We start from the raw sequence: 21,640 nt of genomic DNA, 5'->3' as shown, positions 1-21,640 counted from the left end.
GGACGCTCTTCGCGAGCAAGCTCGCTCCTCCAGGGGTCAGAGTTGGTAGCTGAAACTCAGCGTATACCGCGGCCGCCGATTGAAGCTGTCCAGGGCGATGTCCGACATCGGCTTGGCCGCTTCCAGCGCAATGTTGTAGTACTTGTTATCCCCGAAGCGCAGGCCCACCGCCGCCGATGACATGTTGTTGCCCTTGACCGGCAGCTCGTTGAACCAGGTCTTGGCCTTGTCCAGCACCACATACGGCTGCAGGATTTTTACCCACTCGCCACTGCGGTTGAAGCTGTAGTTGACCTCATACGCCACGCCCCAACCCTTGTCGCCCGAGCCCTGGTCATCCGGATAACCACGCCCGAAATTCTGCCCGCCGAATGTCGCGCGTTCGCTGTCGGGCAGGGTGTCGTTGCTCCAGTAGAAGGCACCCGATGCCACGCCTTGCCAGTGGTCGAAGAACTTGTTGCTTTGCACCCCCGACAGACGCAGGCGGAAGAATTCCAGGTCCGGCTGCGTGCCTTCGATATCGCTGTGGGTGCGTGCCCCCAGGCCGTTGATTCCCTGGTAGAGCCCGGCGCTGAGAATCCGCAGCTGGCGGTCGTCGGACTTGCGCCAGTCGCCCTCGAACGCGAGGGCTCGCAGGTCGGTTTCCACGTCGAAGCGCAGCGGGTAACCCACGAGTTGATAGCGGGTGGTTTGGTCCACCGCGTAAAGGCGCGTGCCAAGGGTCAATGACTCCGTGGGGGAGGCAATCAAGGGGTGAGACAGGCCGATGGAGTAGCGGTCAATCGCTTGGTGCGGCTTGAGCTCAAAGCCACCGTCCAGTTGTACGTTGCTGTTGGGGTCGGCGCGGTAGCGTTCAGCGTTGAGTACCAACTGGCTGCCTTCGGCATTGATGAACTGGCTGTAGCCCAGGCGGTAGTAATGCTCATCATCCTTGCCCGGCGGGAACAGGCCACTGAGGCTCAATTGCTCGCCCATCGAGGTCTGGGAGTTACTGGTGGCGGCCAGCAGCGCCTGCGTGCCGCTACGGTTGTCTTCGTCCAGGCTCATGCTGGTGGTGAACGGTTTGCGGCTGGCCTGGATCTGCATGTGCGTGCCGCCATCGGTGGTGCCGGGTGGCGGCACTTGTGCCTGCAACGTCACACCCGGGATACGCCCCATCAGCGTGGTGTAGCGCTCGAAGGTCTTGCGGGTCAGCGGGCGTTCACCCAGCAGCTTGGCCGCCAGCTTGTCGACGTAGGCCGAGACTGAGCCGATGTCGCCCTGCACGTTGTAATCCTTGATGTAGCCCTCCACCAGCACCACGTGCACCAGGCCATTTTCGAAGCGCTGGTCGGGCAGGTAGGCGTAAGACAACAGGTAGCCGTCCTGCTGGTAGCGGCGGGTGATGCCGCGGGTGGCTTCGATCAGTTGGGCGAGGGTGGTTTCGTGGCCAATCAGCGGCTCGAAAACCTGGGCCACGTCCTTGAGTGGATAGATCGTGCCGCCGTCGATTTGCAGCTTGCGGATGGTCACTTTGGTGTCCATCAACAGCGGCTGGTTCTGGGTGGCGGCCGGCTCGGGCAACTGGGTCTGCGGCGTGACCGGGCGATAGGCGTCGGCGGGGAGGTTGGGCACCGGCAGGTTGCGAATGGTGTCGTTGCTGTTGAGGAAGCTGGGCAGGGTCTCGGCGTGGACACTGGCAGCAATCAGGGTGAGTAGAAACAAAGGCGTCAAGGCGCGCATAGGACACTCCATGGTCAAACTGCAGCAGCGTTTCGCGGATTCCCGCCGGGCTCTGGGGCGCGGTTCGGGAGGGCCTTTCACTGGCCAATAAAAAAGACGAGAGACTCATTGGAATCTCTCGTCTCAACCAAGCGTAGGCGCTGGAGGGGAGGCCGTCTAATGGCCAGGTGCAATTCTATTTTTTGCCGGTCAGCCCGCCGAGCAAGCCGCCCAGGCCTCCACCGGTGTTTGTGTTTGCAGTGCCTCCGGCGGATGCGCTGGCACCCACGTTCAAGCCGCCGAGCAGGCCGCCACCGCTACTGCTGGTACCTCCGGTGACCAAGCCGCCCACCGAGCCGACAGTATTACCCACTGCATTCAGGGTACCGCCTACGGCGTTGGTGATCGGGTTGGCATTGGCTGCCGTCAGGTTGGTGCCCAGACCGCTGACTGCGCCGCCGACTTGGGTCACCAGGCCGTTCACCGGTGCACCGATACCCGTGCTGGTGCCGATGTTTTGGGTCAGCCCGGCAACGCCCGTCGTCACTGGGTTCAGTGCGGCGCCGACATTGGTCGCCAGACCCGCGACCGGAGCCGTGGCGCCGGTGTTGGCTACGCCATTGCCGCCAATCAGGGTGCCGAGGGACGCGACGGTGTTGCCCACGGCACCACCGGTTACGCCCGCAGCACTGACAGTGCCATTGGTGTTGCCGATGTTCAGCCCGTTGCCGACGTTGGCGACGAGGCCACCGACCAGCTCAGGCAGACCCGATTGCGGGGCCGTGGTTGCCGGATTGACGTAGCCACTCGACTTATCAAGGGTGGTGCCGACGCCAGTCAACACGCCACCGACGAGTGTCCCGACAGGGTTGCCTGCACCGCCGGCACCGGCCACCTGGCCACCCAGGCCGGTGACAGTGGCGCCCACTTTGTCGATCAAGCCACCGACCGGATTGCCCAGGCCTGTCTTATTGCCCAGATTGCCCGTGGTGTTTTCCACCAGAGAGACGACGGGTACCAGTACGCTTTTACCGACCGTATTGGTCAAGCCGCCCAGTGGCCCGGTGGTGCTGGCCGTGCTCAAGGTGTCGCCAAGCATGGTCACGGTTTGGCCGACTTTATCGACCAGGCCACCTGCCGCGCCGCCTACACCGCCGGTCAAACCTCCGACCACGGGAATGCCACCCAACGTAGTGCCCAGGGACTTGCCGGTGTTGGACACGCCGGTACCCAGGTCGGCCACGCCATCAGCCACACCGGCAACGGTGGTGCCCAAGGCGTTGCTATTGGTGCCCAGGGTGCCCAGGCCGTTAGTCAGGCCGCTGCCGATGCTGTTGACGGCAGTGCCCGTAGCGGTGACTAACCCGCCAGCGGTAGTGCCGACAATTGGCACCGTGGTCAGGGTCGTACCCAGATCGCCCACCGCGGTGCCGACATTACCGACAACACCGCCTACAGCGCCCACTACCTGGCCGGTGACCAGAGGAGTGGTGGAACCTGTACCGCCACCGGTGCCACCGCCAGTACCACCACCGGTGCCACCGCCAGTACCACCACCTGTGCCACCGCCAGTACCACCACCTGTGCCACCGCCAGTACCTCCGCCGGTGCCGCCACCTGTGCCGCCACCAGTACCTCCGCCAGTGCCACCACCTGTGCCGCCACCGGTACCTCCGCCGGTGCCACCACCAGTACCTCCATCTGTGCCGCCACCGGTACCACCGCCAGTGCCTCCGTCAGTGCCACCGCCGGTACCGCCGCCAGTGCCGCCACCCGTTCCTCCGCCACTACCACTGCCAGCATCCGGAGATGACGCCGCGACGCTACTGTGATGACCACCACCACCGCTGCTGCAGCCTCCGAGGCTAACTGCCAGAATCAGGGCCAGCGCGGTACTTGCTTTCCACAACACGACTTGAGTTTTCATGATTGAGTTCCTTGCACCAGGTACAGCCTTTGCTGTTATCGAAGTTCGCTGTTTCTAGGGGCAGCGATACATTCGTCCGTTGTGGCTATAACAGACCCGGGTGCGTTATCTCGCAATGCTCAACTTGGTATTAACAATTTATATACAGATAGAGTTAGTCTGCTTAGCGACTAATACCAAGGATGTAGTGGGGGAGGGTTTAGAAGCTGCGAGGTGTTTAAAATCATAGGGTTAATAAAGATAGCGGGCTATCGATAGCCCGCTATAACTTAGGATGTATATATACAATTTATCAGGAGATTGGCCGCCAACGCCCCGTCATGTGTTCAATATCCCCGGCGCCCTTTAGTTGTAACTCGCCACTGGAGCCGGCGGCACTTGTCAGTAAGGTTACTTCACTGGGTAAGCGCACCGGCTTTTTAAACTCGACGTCTATTTCGATATTGGCCGCAGGCAAATGCTCGCTCAGTGCGGCCAGTGTGCGTGCCTTGTTCCATAACCCATGGGCGATGGCCTGGGGGAAGCCAAACAACCTGGCAGTGAGGGCACTCAAGTGAATCGGGTTGTAGTCGCCGGACACCCGGGCGTAGCGGCGGCCGATGTCGGCGGGGGCTTTCCAGCGGGTCAGCTCGCTGACGCTGGTAGGGGCTTGCAGGGTGTGGTCCGCCGCAGCGCCATCGAGCTTCACCCCGCGACAGAGCATTCGGCTTTCGGCTTCCCACAGCAGCCCCAGTGAATCCTCGACCGTGGTCACGATATCGAAGGTCGCGCCCTTGGCATGGGGCTGCAAGTTCTGCGTGTAGACACCGACGGTCAGGTCACTCACACCTCCCATTGGGCGCAGGATGCGGATCCGGTTGCTTAGGTGGATCAACCCCAGCAGCGGGAATGGAAACGCCTTGTCGGTGAGCAATTGCATCTGCAGGCCGAACGCCAGGATATGGGGATAAGTGGCCGGCAGTACCGAGCTCTCGGCAAACCCGCAGACCTTGCGATAGGCGTCCACATCCTTGGGGTTAACGCTGACCCGGCAGCGCAGCCCTTGTTGCGGCAACGTGGTACCGGTGATCTTGCGCTTGAGCGCCGCACGCCAATACAGCGGCGGCAGAAACGGGGTGCTGCCTAATGTGTGCCACTCCATGCTTACGCTCCCAATAGACTTTGCCCACACACCCTCAACGCTTGCCCGCTGACCGCGCCCGATCCAGGTTGGCCGAGCCAGGCCACCGCTTCGGCAACGTCTTGGGGCAAGCCGCCCTGGCCCAGGGAACTCATGCGCCGCCCGGCCTCACGCAAGGCGAAGGGAATATGTGCGGTCATCTGGGTTTCGATGAAGCCTGGGGCCACGGCGTTGATGCTGATCCCGCGTTCCCCCAGCAACGGCGCCCACGCCTGTGCCAGGCCGATCAGCCCCGCCTTGCTCGCGGCGTAGTTGGTTTGCCCGCGGTTGCCGGCGATTCCGCTGATGGACGCCAGCAGCACCACGCGGCCGTTGTCGTGCAGGGTGCCGCTGTCCAGCAGCGCCTTGGTCAGCACTTGCGGCGCGTTGAGGTTGACTGCCAATACCGCGTCCCAGTATTCGGGCGTCATGTTGGCCAGGGTTTTATCGCGAGTGATGCCGGCGTTGTGCACCACGATGTCGAGGCCGTCCGGCAGGTGTTCGATCAACTGGGTGGCGGCGTCTTCGGCACAGATATCCAGGGCGACGCTGCGGGCGCCCAGGCGCGCGGCCAGGGCATCGAGGTCGGCCTTGGCTTGGGGCACGTCCAGCACAATCACCTCGGCGCCGTCACGAGCCAGGGTTTCGGCAATCGAGGCACCGATGCCTCGGGCCGCCCCGGTCACCAGTGCCTTGCGCCCGGCCAGTGGTCGGGTCCAATCCTCGACCTGGGTCGGGCAGGCATTCAAACGAATCACTTGGCCGGAGATGTAGGCGCTTTTGGGTGACAGGAAGAACCGCAACGCACCTTCCAGCTGGTCTTCGGCGCCTTCGCCCACATACAGCAACTGCAGGACTCCGCCGCTGCGCAGCTCTTTCGCCAACGAGCGGCTGAAGCCTTCAAGGGCGCGCTGGGCGCTGGCGGCGAACGGGTCGCTGAGGCGTTCCGGAGCGCGGCCAAGGATCACCAGATGCGCGCTGTGATCGAGGTTCTTCATCAACGGCTGAAAGAATTCCCGCAGCTGCTTGAGTTGATCGGTGTGCTGCAACTGGCTGGCGTCGAACACCACGGCCTTGAGCTTGGGCCCGTGGCCGGGAATCCAGGTGGTTGCCGTCGACGATTCGGTGCCGTAGCTATAGATAGCGTCGGTCAGCTTATTGGCGAATGGCAGGATTTTTGTTGCCAGCGGGCCGCCGCCGATCAGCAGCGCACCCTCCACCGGGCGCAGGCGTCCGGCCTGCCAACGTTCCAGGCGCACCGGTGACGGCAGGCCAATGGCGGCGACCAGGCGATGGCCGAGGCTGGAGTTGGCGAAGTCGATATAACGGTCAGACATGGAACGCTCTCCGAGTGCTGGGGTTCAAACGGTGGACCATCAATAGGTGAAAGTCGTTCGATTGAGCCTAGGCTAGGCTCAGAGATTCACCCCATAACCTCAAGGGAGCTTTCCATGACTCAATTGCGCCGTGTAGCGATCATTGGCGGTAACCGCATCCCCTTCGCCCGCTCCAATGGCCCTTACGCCACGGCGAGCAACCAGGCGATGTTGACCGCCGCCCTGGAAGGCCTGATCGAACGCTACAACCTGCACGGCCTGCGCATTGGCGAGGTGGCCGCCGGGGCGGTGCTCAAGCATTCCCGGGACTTCAACCTGACCCGCGAGTGTGTACTGGGCTCGCGGCTGTCACCACAAACCCCGGCCTACGATATCCAGCAGGCTTGCGGCACGGGGCTGGAAGCCGCGTTGCTGGTGGCGAACAAGATTGCCCTGGGGCAGATCGAAAGCGGGATTGCTGGCGGCGTCGACACCACGTCTGATGCGCCGATCGGGGTGAATGAGGGGTTGCGCAAAATCTTGCTGCAGGCCAATCGCAGCAAATCCATGGCGGATAAATTAAAAGTCCTGTTACAACTTCGCCCCCATCACCTTAAGCCGGAACTGCCGCGCAACGGCGAACCGCGCACCGGGTTGTCCATGGGCCAGCACTGTGAATTGATGGCGCAGACCTGGCAGATCCCCCGCGCCGAGCAGGATCAGCTGGCGTTGGAAAGCCACCACAAAATGGCCGCGTCTTACGCTGAGGGCTGGCAAAACGATTTGCTCACGCCCTTTCTTGGCCTGACCCGCGACAACAACCTGCGCCCTGACCTGACCCTGGAAAAACTCGCCAGCCTCAAGCCGGCCTTCGAGCGCAGCGAAAAGGGCACCCTTACCGCCGGTAATTCGACGCCGTTGACCGATGGCGCCTCGTTGGTGCTGCTGGGCAGTGAAGCCTGGGCCAAGGAGCGCGGCTTGCCGATCCTCGCCTACCTGCGCGATGGCGAAGCGGCGGCGGTAGATTTCGTCAACGGTGCCGAAGGCCTGCTGATGGCGCCGGTGTACGCCGTGCCGCGCTTGCTGGCCCGCAATGGCCTGACGCTGCAGGACTTCGATTATTACGAGATCCACGAAGCTTTCGCTGCCCAAGTGTTGTGCACGCTTAAGGCCTGGGAAGATCCGGAATACTGCAAGACCCGCCTGGGGCTGGACGCACCGCTGGGCTCCATCGACCGCAGCCGCTTGAACGTCAAAGGCAGCTCATTGGCCGCCGGTCATCCGTTTGCCGCCACTGGCGGGCGGATCGTCGCCAACCTGGCCAAGCTGTTGGACGCGGCTGGCAAGGGCCGGGGCCTGATCTCGATCTGCGCCGCCGGAGGCCAGGGCGTCACCGCGATTATTGAGCGCTGATCTCGGCTATGATTCGGCCGCCGGTCAATTTGGCATATTGGATGCATTCTTAAGCGGTCAAAGGTCGGTACCCTCTCCCCGCGGCGAGAGGATTGCCGTATAACGAGTGCCATACGCGTGTTTGGTAATAAAGGACCCACAATAAAAGCTGATGAAGACTCCTAAACGCATTGAACCCCTGATCGAGGACGGTCTGGTCGACGAGGTGCTGCGCCCACTCATGAGTGGTAAAGAAGCAGCTGTTTACGTGGTGCGCTGCGGCAACGAGTTACGTTGCGCCAAGGTCTACAAGGAGGCGAATAAACGAAGTTTTCGTCAGGCGTCCGAATACCAGGAAGGCCGTAAGGTCCGCAACAGCCGCCAGGCCCGGGCCATGGCCAAGGGCTCCAAGTTCGGCAAAAAAGAAACCGAAGACGCCTGGCAGAACGCCGAAGTAGCAGCGCTGTTTCGTCTGGCCGGTGCGGGCGTTCGCGTGCCCAAGCCGTACGACTTCCTTGAAGGCGTGCTGCTGATGGAGTTGGTGGCCGATGAATACGGCGACGCGGCGCCACGGCTGAACGACGTGACGCTGGAGCCGGACCAGGCCCGCGAATACCACGCCTTCCTGATTACCCAGATCGTGCTGATGTTGTGTACCGGCCTGGTGCACGGTGACCTTTCCGAGTTCAACGTGCTGCTGACGCCGACGGGCCCGGTGATCATCGATCTGCCCCAGGCGGTGGATGCGGCGGGCAACAACCACGCGTTCACCATGCTGGAACGGGATGTGGGCAACATGGCTTCCTACTTCGGGCGCTTTGCCCCGGAGTTGAAGAAGACCAAGTACGCCAAGGAGATGTGGGCGCTGTACGAAGCCGGCACTCTGCACCCGGCCAGTGTCTTGACCGGCGAGTTCGACGAGCCGGAAGAGCTGGCTGACGTGGGCGGTGTTATCCGCGAGATCGAAGCGGCGCGGCTCGATGAAGAGCGTCGCCAGGCGATCCGTGCGGCCGATGATGCTCCACCGAGCAAAGCGTCGGAAGAGCCACCGCCGCCGCCTTGGATGCAGTGATCCAATAACCGGGAAGGATCCCGGTCCATGTGGGAGCTGGCTTGCCTGCGATAGCATCACCTCGGTTTGGCTGACAGACCGAGGTGACTGCATCGCAGGCAAGCCAGCTCCCACATTTGTTTTGTGCAGTCAGTAAAGTCTCGTCAGGCGCAACAACTGCCCGACGCCAACTCCTTGAGAATCGGGCAATCCGGCCGATGATCACCCTGGCAGTGTTCCACCAGGTCCTGCAACGTATCGCGCAACTGCCCCAACTCGCGGATCTTCTGGTTCAGCTCATCGATGTGCTGGCGGGCCAGCGCCTTCACGTCGGCACTCGCGCGCCCTCGGTCTTGCCAGAGGGTCAGTAGCTTGCCGACCTCCTGAAGGGAGAACCCCAGGTCCCGCGATCGCTTGATAAACGCCAGGGTGTGCAAATCATCGGCGCTATAAATGCGGTAGCCGCTGTCGGTGCGATGGGCGGCTTTCAACAAACCGATGGACTCGTAGTAACGAATCATCTTGGCACTCAGGCCGCTTTGGCGTGCTGCTTGGCCAATGTTCATGGACGTTCGTCCTCCAGATCCTTGGGTTTCCAGGTTTTCAACAGCAGCGCATTACTCACCACGCTGACACTGGACAGGGCCATGGCCGCGCCGGCCATCACCGGGTTGAGCAGGCCGAACGCGGCCAGCGGAATGCCGATCAAGTTATACACAAAGGCCCAGAACAGATTCTGTCGAATTTTCGCATAGGTCTTGCGACTGATTTCCAGGGCGGCGGGCACCAGTCGTGGGTCGCCGCGCATCAGGGTGATCCCGGCGGCGTGCATGGCCACGTCGGTACCGCCGCCCATGGCGATGCCGATGTCGGCCGCGGCCAGGGCCGGTGCGTCGTTGATGCCATCGCCGACCATCGCGACGACGCCGGTCTTTTTCAGCTCGGCGACCGTGGCGGCCTTGTCGGCGGGCAGTACTTCGGCGTGCACGTCATCGATGCCCAGGGCGTCGGCGACCACGCGGGCGCTGCCACGGTTATCGCCGGTCAGCAGGTGGCTGCTGATATGCCGCGCCTTGAGTGCTTGTATCGCTTGCAGGGCGCCCGGTTTAAGCGTGTCACCGAAGGCGAACAAACCCAGTACGCGAGGCTGCGGGCCTTGCTCGATCAGCCAGGACAAAGTGCGGCCTTCGGCCTCCCAGGCGCTGGCCGAGTCGGCGAGATCACCGGTGCTCAAGCCGGTTTCTTCCAGCAGGCGACGGTTGCCCAGCGCCAGTTGCCGACCGTCGAGAGTGCCTGCGATGCCGCGCCCGGTCAGGGACTGGCTGGCGCTGACATCAGCCACGTTCAAGCCCTGTTCGGCGCAGGCATCCAGCACTGCCTTGGCCAGCGGGTGTTCACTGCCGCGTTGCAGCGCGCCGGCCTGTTGCAGCAGGACCGCTTCATTGCCATCGACGGCGGCCAAGTGCGCAATTTTCGGGGTGCCGGAGGTCAGGGTGCCGGTCTTGTCGAACACCACGGAGCTGACTTCATGGGCGCGTTCCAGGGCTTCGGCGTCCTTGATCAGAATGCCATGGCGGGCGGCGACGCCGGTGCCGGCCATGATGGCGGTGGGTGTAGCGAGGCCAAGGGCGCAAGGGCAAGCGATCACCAACACGGTCACGGCATTGATCAGCGCAACTTCCAACGGCGCGCCATACAGCCACCAGCCGGTCAGCGTGGCCACGGCCAGCACCAGCACCACCGGCACGAACACCTGGCTGACTTTATCCACCAGCTTCTGGATCGGAGCCTTGGCGGCCTGGGCGTCTTCCACCAGGCGGATGATCCTTGCCAATACGCTCTCTGCACCAAGAGCCAGGGTGCGCACCAGCAGCCGGCCTTCGCCGTTGATGGCGCCGCCGGTGACGGCATCGCCCGGCTGCTTCGGCACCGGCAGACTTTCACCGCTGATCAGCGCTTCGTCGGCGTGGCTTTGGCCTTCGACTACTTCGCCGTCCACCGGGAAGCGTTCGCCGGGTTTGACCAGCACCAGGTCATTCAGCTTGAGGGCGGTGATGGCAACGTCCTGCTCGCGGCCATCGATCACTTGAATCGCCCGCTCCGGGCGCAAGGCTTCCAGGGCGCGGATGGCACTGGCGGTCTGGCGCTTGGCGCGGCTCTCCAGGTATTTGCCCAGCAGGACCAGGGCGATCACCACGGCCGAGGCTTCGAAATACAGATGGGGCATCGTGCCGGCGGACGCTGTGAGCCATTCATAGATACTCAGGCCGTAACCGGCGCTGGTGCCGATGGCTACCAACAGGTCCATATTGCCGGCCCCAGCGCGTACGGCTTTCCAGGCGGCGATATAGAAGCGTGCGCCGAAGATGAACTGCACCGGGGTGGCCAGGGCAAATTGAACCCAGGCCGGGAGCATCCAGTGCAGGCCGAACGGTTGCACCAGCATCGGCAGCACCAACGGCGCGGCGAGCAGGATCGCCAGCAGCAGCGACCAACGCTCATGGCTCAGGCGTTGTTCCTGGCTGGCCTGGGTGGCGGTTTCGCTTTGGGGCAGGGTGGCGGTGTAGCCGGCCTTGTCGACGGCGGCGATCAGCACGCTGGGGTCCATTTGGCCGAGCACTTCAATGTGGGCGCGTTCGTTGGCCAGGTTGACGCTGACGCTTTGCACCCCGGGCACTTTGCCCAGTGCCCGTTCAACCCGCCCGGCACAGCTGGCGCAGGTCATGCCGCTGATCGGCAGGTCGAAGGTGGTGGATCCGTTCATGGGCAGTACTCCAGGAGAGATTGCCCATAGGATCAACCTTGACCTGTGGGGAAGGTCAAGGCACTTTTTACTGTAGGAGCGAGGGGGACGCCTAGTGCTTGCTCGCGAAGGTCGTGAACGATAACGCGCCTATCCTGAATGAACGCGGCGCTCTCAGGTTTTTCGCGAGCAAGCTCGCTCCTACAGGTTTTCGGGGCTTAATACTCCAGTGCTGCCGGCTTCAGGTACATGCCGTCCGGACCTTGCGCGATACGCAACTTGCGCACGTCGCCCGCCTTTAATGTGATGTTTTGCGCAGGTGGCGCGAGCATGCCCGGCAAGCACCCCTGGGATTGCCCCGGCAACAACTTCAGGCGCAACGACACATTCCCGGCCGGCAAGTTGAACGAGGTGGCCTGCTCCTGGAACAGCCGCCCGGCCAACTGGTCCTGGATGTACAAGCCAATCTCGCAGTTGGTGGGCACTTCCAGGCGCTCCCGGGAAATAATCAGCACCGCATAATCTTCATCTGCGCTGACCGGTGGCACAGCAGCAAACAAGCCCATCAGGCTGACAAGGCCAAAAAACGACCAGCGCATGGTGAATTCTCCGAGGTTTACATCGTGGATAGGTGCAGCTTGGCCGAGGGCGCGAATGAATGCCAGCCCGGCCGATGTTTTCAGAACTTGACCTTGCCATCGTGGCAAGGTCAAAACTGCGGGCAACCTCATCAAAGGAGTCATGTCATGCAAGTATTCAGCGTTGAAGGAATGACCTGCGGCCACTGCGTTCGCTCGGTCACCCAGGCGGTGCAGGATAAGGACCCGGCGGCCAGCGTGCGCGTCGACCTCGCGGCAAAGGAAGTCGGCGTGGAAAGCAGCCTGCTGTCGCCGGCGGAGGTGATCAACCTGATCAGCGAGGAAGGCTACAGCGTCAAGCTCGCCTGACTTTCTGATAGTTAGCGAGCTAACTTAATGTTCAAGGCACCCATGCCCGGCTAGACTGTCGGGCTGCCGACTCACCTGGGTGCCTGATGAACCTTCGTATAATTCTGATTTTGGGGGCCTTGAGCGCGTTTGCGCCGTTGGCCATCGACTTCTACCTGCCGGGTTTTCCGGCCATGGCCGTGGCATTCGGTACCGACGAAAAACACATTCAGCTGACCTTGGCCGTGTACTTCACGGGCCTGGCAATCGGCCAGTTGATCTATGGGCCGCTGGCGGACCGCTTTGGCCGACGCGGGCCGCTGCTCAGCGGTGTCACCCTGTTTACCCTGGCGTCGTTCGCGTGTGCGTACGCGCCTTCCCTGGAGTGGCTGATCGGCGCGCGTTTCGTCCAGGCCTTGGGCGGTTGCGCAGGCATGGTGATCTCCCGGGCGGTGGTCAGCGATAAATGCGACGCGGTGGGCTCGGCCAAGGTGTTTTCCCAATTGATGCTGGTCACCGGGCTGGCCCCGATCCTCGCGCCGTTGGCGGGCGGGGTGATGGTCGGTATCTGGGGCTGGCAGTCGATATTCCTGGCGCTGACGGCATTCAGCGTGATGGCGGCCATCGCGGTAGCGGTCGGGCTGCCGGAAAGTTTCCCGGCCCATCAACCGCGCCAGCCGCTTTCGGGCGCGTTGCGCCAGTACGGTCGGTTGCTGTCGGACCGGGTGTACCTGGGCTATGCCTTGACCGGTGGCATCTCGATTGCCGGCATGTTTGCCTACATCGCGGGCTCGCCTTTCGTCTTTATCAAACTCTATGGCGTGCCCGCCGAGCACTATGGCTGGGTATTCGGCTCCAACGCCGCCGGCTTTATCCTGGTGGCACAGGTCAATGCGCGTCTGCTGGCCTCGCGCGGCCCGGCGTTTCTGCTGTCGCGCACGGTGTGGGTCTACCTGGCGGCGGGCCTGTCGTTGCTGGCCATTACCGCTTTGCGCACTGACGCCTTGTGGCCACTGCTGGTACCGCTGTTTATCTGCATCGCCAGCCTGGGCTGCATTCTGCCGAATACGTCGGCCTGCGCTATGAGCGGGCAGGGCGCACGGGCGGGCAGCGCGTCGGCGTTGCTCGGGTGCATTCAGTTCGGTGTGGCAGCAGGCGCTGCATCGTTGGTCGGCGTGTTGCACGACGGCACGGCGATGCCGATGGCAATGGTCATCAGCTTGTGTGGCGTGCTTGCGGTGACGTTCGCGATGCTGACCCGGCGCCTGCAGCGCCAACGGGCACTGCAAGCGGCGGACTGAGCGGGTCAGCCAGCAGAACGCTGCTGGCTTTCGGGGAATCGGTGAGGGGCCTGGATACGGGTTTGCAGGGTGTCGGCAAACGCGCGGGCTTCGGCCTCACTGCGGAAGGTAAAGGCGTTGTGGTCGAGACGGACCTGCCATTTGTTGCCTTCGGATCTTGCTAGCGCTTTTATCAGGATCTTCATTGCTGACTTCCTCACGTAAATTGCGTGGCAAAGGCGGCCAATATAAACCCGAATACGCTCACAAATATGACAAGGATCAAGTCTCTGACTAGCGGTGTCGTCCATTACTCACATGAATAACAGACGACACTGACAGAACCTTTCGTTAGAACCCTTCCAGCACGATCTTGCCCTTGGCCTTGCCGCTTTCCAGCAGTTCGTGGGCGCGGCGCAGGTTGGCCGCGTTGATCACGCCAAAGTGCTCGCCCACCGTGGTTTTCAGGGTGCCGGCGTCGATCAGTTCGGCGACGCGATTGAGCAGGTTGTGCTGCTCGATCATGTCACTGGTCTCGAACATCGAGCGGGTGTACATGAACTCCCAATGCAGCGACAGGCTCTTGCGCTTGAGCTTGCTGACGTCCAGCACCTTGGGATCATCGATCAGCGCCAGTTTGCCCTGGGGAATCAGCGCTTCCACCAGTTGGTCCAGGTGCTGGTCGGTCTGGGTCAGGCTGGCGACGTAGTTCACCTGCGGATGGCCGGCGTTTTTCAGCTCTTCGCTCAGCGGTTTGCTGTGGTCGATCACCAGGTCGGCGCCCAGGTCCTTGGCCCACGTTTGGGTTTCAGGGCGGGAGGCGGTGCCGATGACTGTCAGGCCGGTGAGCTGTTTCGCCAATTGGGTCAGGATCGATCCCACGCCACCGGACGCACCGACGATCAGCAGGCTTTGGCCTTCATCGGTCTTGCCTTCACGCACTTGCAGGCGTTCGAACAGCAACTCCCAGGCGGTGATGGCGGTCAGCGGCAGGGCGGCCGCGTCGGCGAAACCCAGGGTTTTCGGCATGTGGCCGACGATGCGCTCATCCACGGTGTGCAGTTCGCTGTTGCCGCCGGGACGTACCAGGGAGCCGGCGTAGAACACCTTGTCACCGACCTTGAACAGGCTCACTTCACTGCCCACGGCCTTGACCACACCGGCCACGTCCCAGCCCAGCACTTTGGCGGCACCGTTTTCCGGGGCGACGTTCTGGCGCACCTTGGTGTCCACCGGGTTCACCGAGATGGCTTTGACTTCCACCAGCAGGTCGCGAGGGCCGGCGACCGGTTCTGGCAGTTCGATGTCTTGCAGGGATTTTGGATCGTTGATGGGCAATGCAGCGTAGTAGGCAATGGCTTTCATGAGGGTTTCCAAAAAGGGGTCGGTTGATCAGGCAAGAAACTTCAGGCGCTTGAGTTCGAAATGCTCGAGCACGTCGGCAGCCTTGGCGCGGAAATTCTGGATATGGGCGCTCTGGTCGTGGTCGGCCAGCGCGGCGTCGTCACTCCAGCGTTCGAGCATGTAGAAGGTCTCGGGGTGTTGCAGGTCCTGATGCAGGTCGTACTGCTGGCAGCCGGCTTCGGTGCGGGTCGGCTCCAGCAGCTCGCGCAGCAGGGTTTCCAGGGTAGCCTGTTGGCCGGGTTTGGCGATCAGCGTGGCGATGACGTTAAAGGCAGCGGACATATTCGACTCCAGACACGTGATGAACGGGATGGACAGATAATTGGCTATTTCTCTCGAAGATAAAACCCGCTAAAAGAGCAGTCTCTTTCAATGTTTTTTTGATAATGGGCGGTCGACGTGCTGCGTTTTGATGACTTGCAGTTGTTTGTGCGTGCGGCAGACCTGGGCAGCCTTTCGGCGGCGGCGCGGGTCATGGACATGTCGGCGGCGGTGGCCAGCGCGGCGTTGAAGCGTATCGAGCAGCAACTGGGCGCGCGGTTGCTGGCGCGCTCCACCCGCAGCCTGCGCCTGACCGCCGAGGGTGAGGGCTTTCTGGAGTACGCCCGGGCCGCCTTGAGCAGCCTGGATGAAGGCCGGCGCTTATTGGCCAGTGGCCAGGACCAGGTCAGCGGGGTGCTGCAACTGTCGGCGCCGTCGGACTTTGGTCGTAACCAGCTGCTTCCCTGGCTGGATGAGTTTCAGCGTGAATACCCCGACTTGAGCGTACGCCTGCTGTTGGGCGACCGGATTGCCGACCTGTTCCGCCAGCCGGTGGACATCGCCTTGCGCTACGGTGAACCCGAAGACTCCAGCCTGATCGCGCTGCCCATCGCCCCGGACAACTACCGCGTGCTCTGCGCCGCCCCCAGCTATCTGGCGCGGCATGGCGAACCGCGCCATCTGGAGCAGCTCACCCAACACAATTGCCTGCTGTATATGCTCGGCAGCCGGGTGCATGACCATTGGGGTTTCAACGATGGCAAGCGCGACGTCAGCCTGACGGTGACCGGTGACCGATTCAGTGACGACGCCGATGTGGTGCGGCGCTGGGCGGTGGCTGGGGTGGGTATCGCCTACAAGTCCTGGCTGGATGTGAGCTCTGATGTGCTGGCCGGGCGCCTGCGCCTGATCCTGCCGGAGCTGCGGGGCGAGCGCACGCCGCTCAACCTGTTGTGCGCCCATCGAGCGCAGCTGAGCAAGCCGATCAATCTTCTGCGGGAAATGCTCGTTGCTCGTTGTGCGACATTGACTGCGCAGTTGCCGGAGCGGTCGGCCTCTACACCCTGACTCCGGGAATATCGGGAAATTTCCTTCAGCCTCTGTCCTTGGTTGCGCTGTAAGACGGCACGGAACCGGGCGTTTTCACGCTTATACTTTTCTGCGAACTGCAGCAGACGAATGATTCAACAGGGAGTGAATGAGCACATGGAACAGGCACCTTGCATCAGTCAGATTGCCACTTTGCTGGCCGACCCGAAACGTACCGCAATGGTCTGGGCGTTGATGGATGGCTCGGCCAAACCCTCCGATGAATTGGCTCTACTGGCGGGGCTGTCGCCGGCCTCGGCCAATGCTCACCTGACGCGATTGACGGCCGGCGGCCTGCTGCGCGTCGAAGCCCGTAGCGGCAAACGCTTTTTCGTGTGGCCGCTGCCGACGTAGGGGCTGCCGTGGATGCCTTGGCCTGTACCACCATGGCCAGAATCACCCGCAGCACGCCCGCTCATTCCCAGTCCCTGATTGCGCCTGCGGCATTACGGCGGGCCAGGCTTTGCCAGGGGCATCTCGGTGGCGAGCTGGCGGCGGGGTTGTATCAACGGATGATGACGGCAGGGTGGATCGAGCGTGCGGAGCAGCGCACGGAAGTGACGCCCCTTGGCGCACGCAAACTCGCAGCGCTGGGGATTTTTACCCAGGCACTGGCTCAGCCGATCGTGTGCGATTGTTTTGATTGGAGCGAACAGCAGCCGCACCTGGGCGGTGCGTTGGGGGTCGCGCTGTTGCAGCTGTGTTTGCAGTCGAACTGGGTCAGTGTGATCAATGAGTCCCGGGCGCTGCAGGTCAGTGAAGCCGGGCAACTGGAAATTGCCCGGCTCGCCAGACCGGTCGGTGATTAAGGCTTGACCAACCGTGCATCCAGGCTGTTTTGCGCCAGACGTTTGGCCTGGTCCTGGGTCATGCCCAGGGAGGTGTACAGCGCATGGAAGTTCTCGGTGACATAACCGCCGAAGTACGCCGGGTCATCCGAGTTCACCGTGACCTTCACCCCACGCTCGAGCATGTCGAGGATGTTGTGTTGCGACATGTCGTCGAACACGCACAGCTTGGTGTTGGACAACGGGCACACCGTCAGCGGGATCTGCTCGTCGATGATCCGCTGCATCAGGCGTTCGTCTTCAATGGCGCGTACACCATGGTCGATACGCTGGATTTTCAGCAGGTCGATGGCTTCCCAGATGTACTCCGGCGGGCCTTCTTCGCCGGCGTGGGCGACGGTCAGGAAACCTTCGTGACGGGCACGATCGAACACGCGCTGGAACTTGCTCGGCGGGTGACCCATTTCCGAACTGTCCAGACCCACGGCAACAAACGCATCACGGAACGGCAGCGCCTGGTCGAGGGTTTTCTCGGCCTCTTCTTCGCTCAAGTGGCGCAGGAAGCTCAAGATCAAACCACTGGTGATGCCCAGTTGTTGCTCGCCGTCTTTCAACGCGGCAGCGATGCCATTGAGCACCACTTCGAAGGGCACGCCACGGTCGGTGTGGGTCTGTGGGTCGAAGAACGGTTCGGTGTGGATCACGTTCTGCGCCTTGCAGCGCAGCAGGTAGGCCCAGGTCAGGTCGTAGAAGTCCTGGGAGGTGCGCAGTACATCGGCGCCCTTGTAGTACAGGTCGAGGAACTCTTGCAGGTTGTTGAAGGCGTAGGCCTTGCGCAGGGTTTCGACGTCGTTCCACGGCAGCGCGATCTTGTTGCGTTCGGCCAGGGCAAACAGCAGCTCAGGCTCCAGCGAGCCTTCCAGGTGCAGGTGCAATTCAGCCTTGGGCAGGGCGTTGAGCCAATCGTACATTTATAAATTCTCATCAGGTGCAATGGCGGCATTCTACAGGCGCACGCCGAAATAATCGGCAAAACCTGACCAAGCGGTGAGCATCCGCGATCGTCGTGCAAGCGATGCGTGAACTAAGGTGTAACGAAACGTTAGCGGCGCGGTGCAGTCTGTACCCCATCAATGACGGATTCGCCGCGTTTAAAAGGCCTGCAATGCTCACATCTATCAAGCAAGAAAAATTCATGCTGCTGGCGCTGATTGCCGCCATCGCCGCTTACCCGCTGGAGCACTGGATGCTGGGCAGCGGGCAGATGGTGGCGCTGCTCAGCGGCATCGCGCTGATTGGCTTTATCGTCGTGGCCTCGATGCGCGTGGCCCATCACGCCGAGCAACTGGCGGAAAAGGTCGGCGACCCCTACGGCACCATGATCCTGACCCTCGCCGCGGTGCTGGTGGAAGTGGTGATCCTGGCGATCATGATGAGCAACGAGCCGTCGCCGACCCTGGTGCGTGACACCATTTATTCGGCGGTGATGCTCGATATCAACGGCATCCTTGGCCTGGCTGCACTGATGGGCGGGATCAAGCATGGCGAACAGTCCTACAACGACGATTCGGCACGCACCTACAGCGTGATGATCCTAACCGCCATGGGCGTGTCGATGGTGGTGCCGGAATTTATTCCCGAGGCCGACTGGAAAATCTACTCGGCCTTCACCATTGGCGCGATGGTGGTGCTCTACACGTTGTTTCTGCGGATGCAGGTGGGGCCCCACAGTTATTTCTTCAGCTACAGCTACCCGGAAAAGCGCCGCAAGAAACAGCCGGAAGAAGAGTCGCCGCCGATCAACCTGGCGTTCTCCATCGGAACCCTGGTGTTTGGCGTGATCGTGATTGGCGCGTTGGCCGAGGTGATGTCCAAGACCCTCGACCTGGGCCTGGAAGGAACGGGTGCCCCACCGGTGATCACGGCGATCATCGTGGCCGCGATTTCCGCCGCCCCGGAGATTCTGACTGCGTTGCGCGCGGCGCTGGCCAACCGCATGCAGTCGGTGGTGAACATCGCGCTGGGTGCGTCGCTGTCGACGGTGATCCTGACGGTGCCGGTGATGGAAGCCATGGCCTTGTACACCGGCCAACCGTTTCAGATGGCAATGACGCCGGTGCAGACGGTGATGGTGTTTATTACGCTGATCGTCAGCGCGATCAACCTCAACGATGGCGAAACCAACGCCATCGAAGGGATGACCCATTTTGTGTTGTTTGCGACGTTTATCATGCTGTCGCTGTTGGGGTTGTAACCGATCCTGAACACACCGCAGAAATAATTGTGGAAACCGGGCTTGTGTGGGAGCGGGCTTGCTCGCGAATACGGAGTGTCAGTCGCCAGATATGTTGACTGACCCAACGCTTTCGCGAGCAAGCCCGCTCCCACATTTGGAAAGTGTTTCTTCAGTTAAGTCCGGTTGATCAGTTCCCGCGCCGCCTGGCTGTGATCGGCAATCAAACCTTTCAAATCAAGGCCCTCGACCTGCCCGTCGATCACCCGCCATTTACCGCCAACCATCACCCGGTCCGCCCGGTCGGCGCCGCACAGCAGCAGGGCCGAGATCGGGTCGTGGCTGCCGGAAAAGCGCAGCTCATCCAGTTTGAACAACGCCAGGTCGGCCTGTTTGCCTACGGCCAGTTCGCCGATGTCGCTGCGACCAAGTAACTGCGCCGAGCCTTTTGTAGCCCAGCCCAATACCAGCTCCGGGGTGATCTTTTCCGCGCCGTAACGCAGGCGCTGGATGTACAGGGCCTGGCGCGTTTCGAGGATCATGTTCGATGCATCGTTGGATGCCGAACCGTCCACGCCCAGGCCAATGGGCGCGCCGGCGGCGAGCAGGTCGAGGGTCGGGCATATTCCGGAAGCCAGGCGCATGTTCGAGCTCGGGCAATGGCAGATCCCGGTACCGGCAGCACCGAGGCGCGCGATTTCTTCCGGGTTGAAGTGAATGCCATGGGCCAGCCACGTGCGCGGGCCGAGCCAGCCGACGCTGTCGAGGTAGTCCACGGTGCGCAAGCCGAAACGCTGCAGGCAGAAGTCTTCTTCGTCGAGGGTTTCTGCCAGGTGGGTGTGCAGGCGCACGTCGAGGTTGTTGGCCAGTTCGGCGCTGGCTTCCATGATTTCCGGGGTGACGGAAAACGGGGAGCAGGGCGCCAGGGCGATCTGGATTTGTGCGCCGTCGCCGCGCTCGTGGTACTGACGGATCAGGCGGCGGCTGTCTTCAAGGATCACCTCGCCCTGCTGCACGGTTTGTTGCGGTGGCAGCCCGCCGTCGGCTTCGCCCAGGCTCATGGAACCGCGAGTCAGCATGGCGCGCATACCCAGTTCGCGCACGCTGTCGACTTGCACGTCGATCGCCTGTTCGAGGCCGTCCGGGAACAGGTAGTGGTGGTCTGCCGCGGTGGTGCAGCCTGAGAGCAGCAATTCAGCCAGGGCCACTTTGCTCGCCAGGGCGAGTTTTTCCGGGGTGAGTCGGGCCCAGACCGGGTACAGGGTTTTCAACCAGGGGAATAGCGGCTGGTTAACTACCGGTGCCCAGGCGCGGGTCAGGGTTTGATAGAAATGATGGTGAGTGTTGATCAGCCCCGGAAGGACGACATGCTCGCGGGCATCGAAGACTTGTCCGCAGGGCATGGCAGGCTCTTGGCCGAGGCCAAGGACTTCGACGATCACACCGTCCTGCAGCACCAGGCCGCCACGGGCGTCGAGGCCATTGGCGGTGAAAATCGCGAGGGGGGTTTTTAACCAGATACGGGTCGCAGGCATTGGCCGGCTCCTCTGAATGATGGGTTCAGGTTTGCCAGCTCAGTGTTGCCCTGTCTGCTGATCCAGGGTCGCCGGGAAGGGCGAGGTGCGCAGTTTACGTGTGGATCGTTATCGACGGCAATCGGCCGATAACGATCCCGGGTTGTTTACCAGGCGATGGTGTCGCCTTTGTAGTCCACAAAGTGATGGCCGCCTTTGCCGCTGTAGGCATTCACTTGGTCGATCAGGCCGCGCACGCTGGTGGGCACGTCGATGTGTGCGTTTTCGCCGCCCATGTCGGTTTTCACCCAGCCCGGGTGCAACGACAGTACGGTCAGTTTCTGGTCGCCCAACTGGGTGACGAAACTGTTGGTCATGGAGTTGAGGGCGGCCTTGCTGGCTTTGTAGAGCGCCAGGTCCGAGCCGTCGGGGATGGTCACGCTGCCGAGGATCGAACTCATAAAGGCCAACACGCCAGTATCGGGGCGGATCTGCCCGACGAAACGCTGGGCCAGGTTGATTGGCGCCACGGCGTTGGTGAAGAACAGTTGGCCGACTTCAGCCAGGGTGGCGTGGCCCGGTTCCTGATTGGCCGGGCCTTTGACGCCGGCGTTGACGAACAGCAGGTCGAAGGTTTTTGCCTTGAGGCGCTGGCTCAGGGCGATCACGGCCTGTTGGTCATCCATGTCGAGCTTTTCGATCTGGACCGGGCCCAGGGCCTTCAAGGCATCGGCCTTTTGCGGATCGCGCACGGTGGCGGTGACGTCCCAGCCGTCCGCCAGCAGTTGCTTGGCCAGGCCAAGGCCCAGGCCCCTGGAGGCGCCGATAATCAGTGCGGTTTTTGAAGTGGACATGA

Annotated in this window: 19 protein-coding genes and 2 pseudogenes; 8 read left to right on the top strand and 13 right to left on the bottom strand. The window is 62.1% G+C overall.

Annotated features, from left to right (window positions below):
• Positions 1-36 precede the first annotated feature (36 nt).
• The 4 genes from JFU58_RS29530 to JFU58_RS29510 form a co-directional block, all read right to left on the bottom strand.
• Positions 37-1,722: a ShlB/FhaC/HecB family hemolysin secretion/activation protein gene (locus JFU58_RS29530; RefSeq protein ID WP_063033300.1), complete on the bottom strand. Its 1,686-nt coding sequence runs from the start codon at positions 1,720-1,722 to the stop codon at positions 37-39.
• Between the two features lie 175 nt (positions 1,723-1,897).
• Positions 1,898-3,628, bottom strand: a complete 1,731-nt coding sequence (locus JFU58_RS29525; RefSeq protein WP_242488352.1) for a collagen-like triple helix repeat-containing protein — start codon at positions 3,626-3,628, stop codon at positions 1,898-1,900.
• 292 nt (positions 3,629-3,920) lie between these two features.
• Positions 3,921-4,769 (bottom strand): MaoC family dehydratase, encoded by an 849-nt coding sequence (locus JFU58_RS29515; RefSeq protein WP_063033297.1) that lies wholly within the window; start codon positions 4,767-4,769, stop codon positions 3,921-3,923.
• Between the two features lie 2 nt (positions 4,770-4,771).
• Positions 4,772-6,124, bottom strand: coding sequence for a 3-oxoacyl-ACP reductase (locus JFU58_RS29510; protein ID WP_201142971.1), 1,353 nt, complete (start codon positions 6,122-6,124; stop codon positions 4,772-4,774).
• Positions 6,125-6,238: 114 nt separating this feature from the next.
• Between JFU58_RS29510 and JFU58_RS29505 the strand changes: the two genes are divergently transcribed.
• Entirely contained in the window at positions 6,239-7,516 is a 1,278-nt protein-coding gene (locus JFU58_RS29505) for an acetyl-CoA C-acetyltransferase (protein ID WP_063033295.1), read from the top strand.
• A 151-nt stretch (positions 7,517-7,667) separates the two neighbouring features.
• Entirely contained in the window at positions 7,668-8,567 is a 900-nt protein-coding gene (locus JFU58_RS29500) for a PA4780 family RIO1-like protein kinase (protein ID WP_017478460.1), read from the top strand.
• A gap of 143 nt (positions 8,568-8,710) precedes the next feature.
• Here the strand turns inward: JFU58_RS29500 and cueR are convergent, their stop codons facing one another.
• Both cueR and JFU58_RS29490 read right to left on the bottom strand, forming a co-directional pair.
• Positions 8,711-9,112: a Cu(I)-responsive transcriptional regulator gene (gene cueR, locus JFU58_RS29495; RefSeq protein ID WP_093202183.1), complete on the bottom strand. Its 402-nt coding sequence runs from the start codon at positions 9,110-9,112 to the stop codon at positions 8,711-8,713.
• Positions 9,109-11,310 (bottom strand): heavy metal translocating P-type ATPase, encoded by a 2,202-nt coding sequence (locus JFU58_RS29490; protein ID WP_093202179.1) that lies wholly within the window; start codon positions 11,308-11,310, stop codon positions 9,109-9,111. The genes cueR and JFU58_RS29490 overlap by 4 nt, the downstream gene beginning before the upstream one ends.
• Before the next feature lie 98 nt (positions 11,311-11,408).
• Here JFU58_RS29490 and JFU58_RS32385 point away from each other — a divergent pair.
• Positions 11,409-11,501, top strand: a pseudogene (locus tag JFU58_RS32385) (outer membrane lipoprotein carrier protein LolA); the annotation flags it as partial.
• Between the two features lie 6 nt (positions 11,502-11,507).
• Here the strand turns inward: JFU58_RS32385 and JFU58_RS29485 are convergent.
• Positions 11,508-11,888 (bottom strand): hypothetical protein, encoded by a 381-nt coding sequence (locus JFU58_RS29485; RefSeq protein ID WP_063033292.1) that lies wholly within the window; start codon positions 11,886-11,888, stop codon positions 11,508-11,510.
• 147 nt (positions 11,889-12,035) lie between these two features.
• Here JFU58_RS29485 and JFU58_RS29480 point away from each other — a divergent pair, with 147 nt between their 5' ends.
• Together JFU58_RS29480 and JFU58_RS29475 are read left to right on the top strand one after the other, a co-directional pair.
• Positions 12,036-12,236 (top strand): heavy-metal-associated domain-containing protein, encoded by a 201-nt coding sequence (locus tag JFU58_RS29480; protein ID WP_063033291.1) that lies wholly within the window; start codon positions 12,036-12,038, stop codon positions 12,234-12,236.
• A gap of 86 nt (positions 12,237-12,322) precedes the next feature.
• Positions 12,323-13,516: a multidrug effflux MFS transporter gene (locus tag JFU58_RS29475; RefSeq protein ID WP_063033290.1), complete on the top strand. Its 1,194-nt coding sequence runs from the start codon at positions 12,323-12,325 to the stop codon at positions 13,514-13,516.
• Positions 13,517-13,521: 5 nt separating this feature from the next.
• Here JFU58_RS29475 and JFU58_RS29470 read toward each other — a convergent pair whose 3' ends face one another.
• The 3 genes from JFU58_RS29470 to JFU58_RS29460 all read right to left on the bottom strand — a co-directional run bounded on the left by JFU58_RS29470 (position 13,522) and on the right by JFU58_RS29460 (position 15,181).
• A complete protein-coding gene (locus JFU58_RS29470; protein ID WP_063033289.1) occupies positions 13,522-13,701 on the bottom strand; it encodes a hypothetical protein in 180 nt (59 codons plus the stop codon).
• Positions 13,702-13,846: 145 nt separating this feature from the next.
• Complete coding sequence (locus tag JFU58_RS29465; protein WP_063033288.1) at positions 13,847-14,860, bottom strand: zinc-binding alcohol dehydrogenase family protein; 1,014 nt, start codon at positions 14,858-14,860, stop codon at positions 13,847-13,849.
• A 27-nt stretch (positions 14,861-14,887) separates the two neighbouring features.
• The gene (locus JFU58_RS29460) at positions 14,888-15,181 is read right to left on the bottom strand and encodes a putative quinol monooxygenase (RefSeq protein WP_063033287.1); all 294 of its coding nucleotides are present in this window, start codon (positions 15,179-15,181) and stop codon (positions 14,888-14,890) included.
• A 117-nt stretch (positions 15,182-15,298) separates the two neighbouring features.
• Between JFU58_RS29460 and JFU58_RS29455 the strand changes: the two genes are divergently transcribed.
• A complete protein-coding gene (locus tag JFU58_RS29455; protein ID WP_063033286.1) occupies positions 15,299-16,228 on the top strand; it encodes a LysR family transcriptional regulator in 930 nt (309 codons plus the stop codon).
• A gap of 138 nt (positions 16,229-16,366) precedes the next feature.
• Positions 16,367-17,058 (top strand): annotated as a pseudogene (locus JFU58_RS29450) (ArsR/SmtB family transcription factor).
• On the opposite strand, the gene JFU58_RS29445 reads toward JFU58_RS29450, so the two are convergent.
• Complete coding sequence (locus JFU58_RS29445; protein ID WP_008430770.1) at positions 17,055-18,008, bottom strand: adenosine deaminase; 954 nt, start codon at positions 18,006-18,008, stop codon at positions 17,055-17,057. The pseudogene JFU58_RS29450 and the gene JFU58_RS29445 overlap by 4 nt on opposite strands.
• 194 nt (positions 18,009-18,202) lie before the next feature.
• On the opposite strand from JFU58_RS29445, the gene JFU58_RS29440 reads away from it, so the two are divergent.
• Positions 18,203-19,291: a calcium:proton antiporter gene (locus JFU58_RS29440; RefSeq protein WP_063033284.1), complete on the top strand. Its 1,089-nt coding sequence runs from the start codon at positions 18,203-18,205 to the stop codon at positions 19,289-19,291.
• Positions 19,292-19,446: 155 nt separating this feature from the next.
• On the opposite strand, the gene JFU58_RS29435 is transcribed toward JFU58_RS29440, so the two are convergent.
• Positions 19,447-20,805 carry an 8-oxoguanine deaminase gene (locus tag JFU58_RS29435; protein WP_093202173.1) on the bottom strand — a complete coding sequence of 453 codons (1,359 nt, stop codon included), beginning with the start codon at positions 20,803-20,805 and terminating at the stop codon, positions 19,447-19,449.
• A gap of 146 nt (positions 20,806-20,951) precedes the next feature.
• Entirely contained in the window at positions 20,952-21,638 is a 687-nt protein-coding gene (locus JFU58_RS29430) for an SDR family oxidoreductase (protein ID WP_063033282.1), read from the bottom strand.
• Positions 21,639-21,640 lie beyond the last annotated feature (2 nt).

Origin of the sequence: Pseudomonas sp. TH34 (assembly GCF_016650865.1) — a bacterium.
In the GTDB taxonomy this organism is placed as follows: Bacteria; Pseudomonadota; Gammaproteobacteria; order Pseudomonadales; family Pseudomonadaceae; genus Aquipseudomonas; species Aquipseudomonas yamanorum.
This window is presented reverse-complemented; position numbering and strand designations above follow the sequence as displayed.

What these genes read in the sequence shown, in the direction of transcription:
- JFU58_RS29475 (WP_063033290.1), top strand. Translation starts at nt 12,323, where the DNA reads ATGAACCTTCGTATAATTCTGATTTTGGGGGCCTTGAGCGCGTTTGCG.
- JFU58_RS29505 (WP_063033295.1), top strand. Translation starts at nt 6,239, where the DNA reads ATGACTCAATTGCGCCGTGTAGCGATCATTGGCGGTAACCGCATCCCC.
- JFU58_RS29500 (WP_017478460.1), top strand. Translation starts at nt 7,668, where the DNA reads ATGAAGACTCCTAAACGCATTGAACCCCTGATCGAGGACGGTCTGGTC.
- JFU58_RS29525 (WP_242488352.1), bottom strand. Translation starts at nt 3,628, where the DNA reads ATGAAAACTCAAGTCGTGTTGTGGAAAGCAAGTACCGCGCTGGCCCTG.
- JFU58_RS29485 (WP_063033292.1), bottom strand. Translation starts at nt 11,888, where the DNA reads ATGCGCTGGTCGTTTTTTGGCCTTGTCAGCCTGATGGGCTTGTTTGCT.
- JFU58_RS29460 (WP_063033287.1), bottom strand. Translation starts at nt 15,181, where the DNA reads ATGTCCGCTGCCTTTAACGTCATCGCCACGCTGATCGCCAAACCCGGC.
- JFU58_RS29465 (WP_063033288.1), bottom strand. Translation starts at nt 14,860, where the DNA reads ATGAAAGCCATTGCCTACTACGCTGCATTGCCCATCAACGATCCAAAA.
- JFU58_RS29445 (WP_008430770.1), bottom strand. Translation starts at nt 18,008, where the DNA reads ATGTACGATTGGCTCAACGCCCTGCCCAAGGCTGAATTGCACCTGCAC.
- JFU58_RS29480 (WP_063033291.1), top strand. Translation starts at nt 12,036, where the DNA reads ATGCAAGTATTCAGCGTTGAAGGAATGACCTGCGGCCACTGCGTTCGC.
- JFU58_RS29435 (WP_093202173.1), bottom strand. Translation starts at nt 20,805, where the DNA reads ATGCCTGCGACCCGTATCTGGTTAAAAACCCCCCTCGCGATTTTCACC.
- JFU58_RS29430 (WP_063033282.1), bottom strand. Translation starts at nt 21,638, where the DNA reads ATGTCCACTTCAAAAACCGCACTGATTATCGGCGCCTCCAGGGGCCTG.
- JFU58_RS29470 (WP_063033289.1), bottom strand. Translation starts at nt 13,701, where the DNA reads ATGAAGATCCTGATAAAAGCGCTAGCAAGATCCGAAGGCAACAAATGG.
- cueR (WP_093202183.1), bottom strand. Translation starts at nt 9,112, where the DNA reads ATGAACATTGGCCAAGCAGCACGCCAAAGCGGCCTGAGTGCCAAGATG.
- JFU58_RS29530 (WP_063033300.1), bottom strand. Translation starts at nt 1,722, where the DNA reads ATGCGCGCCTTGACGCCTTTGTTTCTACTCACCCTGATTGCTGCCAGT.
- JFU58_RS29490 (WP_093202179.1), bottom strand. Translation starts at nt 11,310, where the DNA reads ATGAACGGATCCACCACCTTCGACCTGCCGATCAGCGGCATGACCTGC.
- JFU58_RS29510 (WP_201142971.1), bottom strand. Translation starts at nt 6,124, where the DNA reads ATGTCTGACCGTTATATCGACTTCGCCAACTCCAGCCTCGGCCATCGC.
- JFU58_RS29515 (WP_063033297.1), bottom strand. Translation starts at nt 4,769, where the DNA reads ATGGAGTGGCACACATTAGGCAGCACCCCGTTTCTGCCGCCGCTGTAT.
- JFU58_RS29440 (WP_063033284.1), top strand. Translation starts at nt 18,203, where the DNA reads ATGCTCACATCTATCAAGCAAGAAAAATTCATGCTGCTGGCGCTGATT.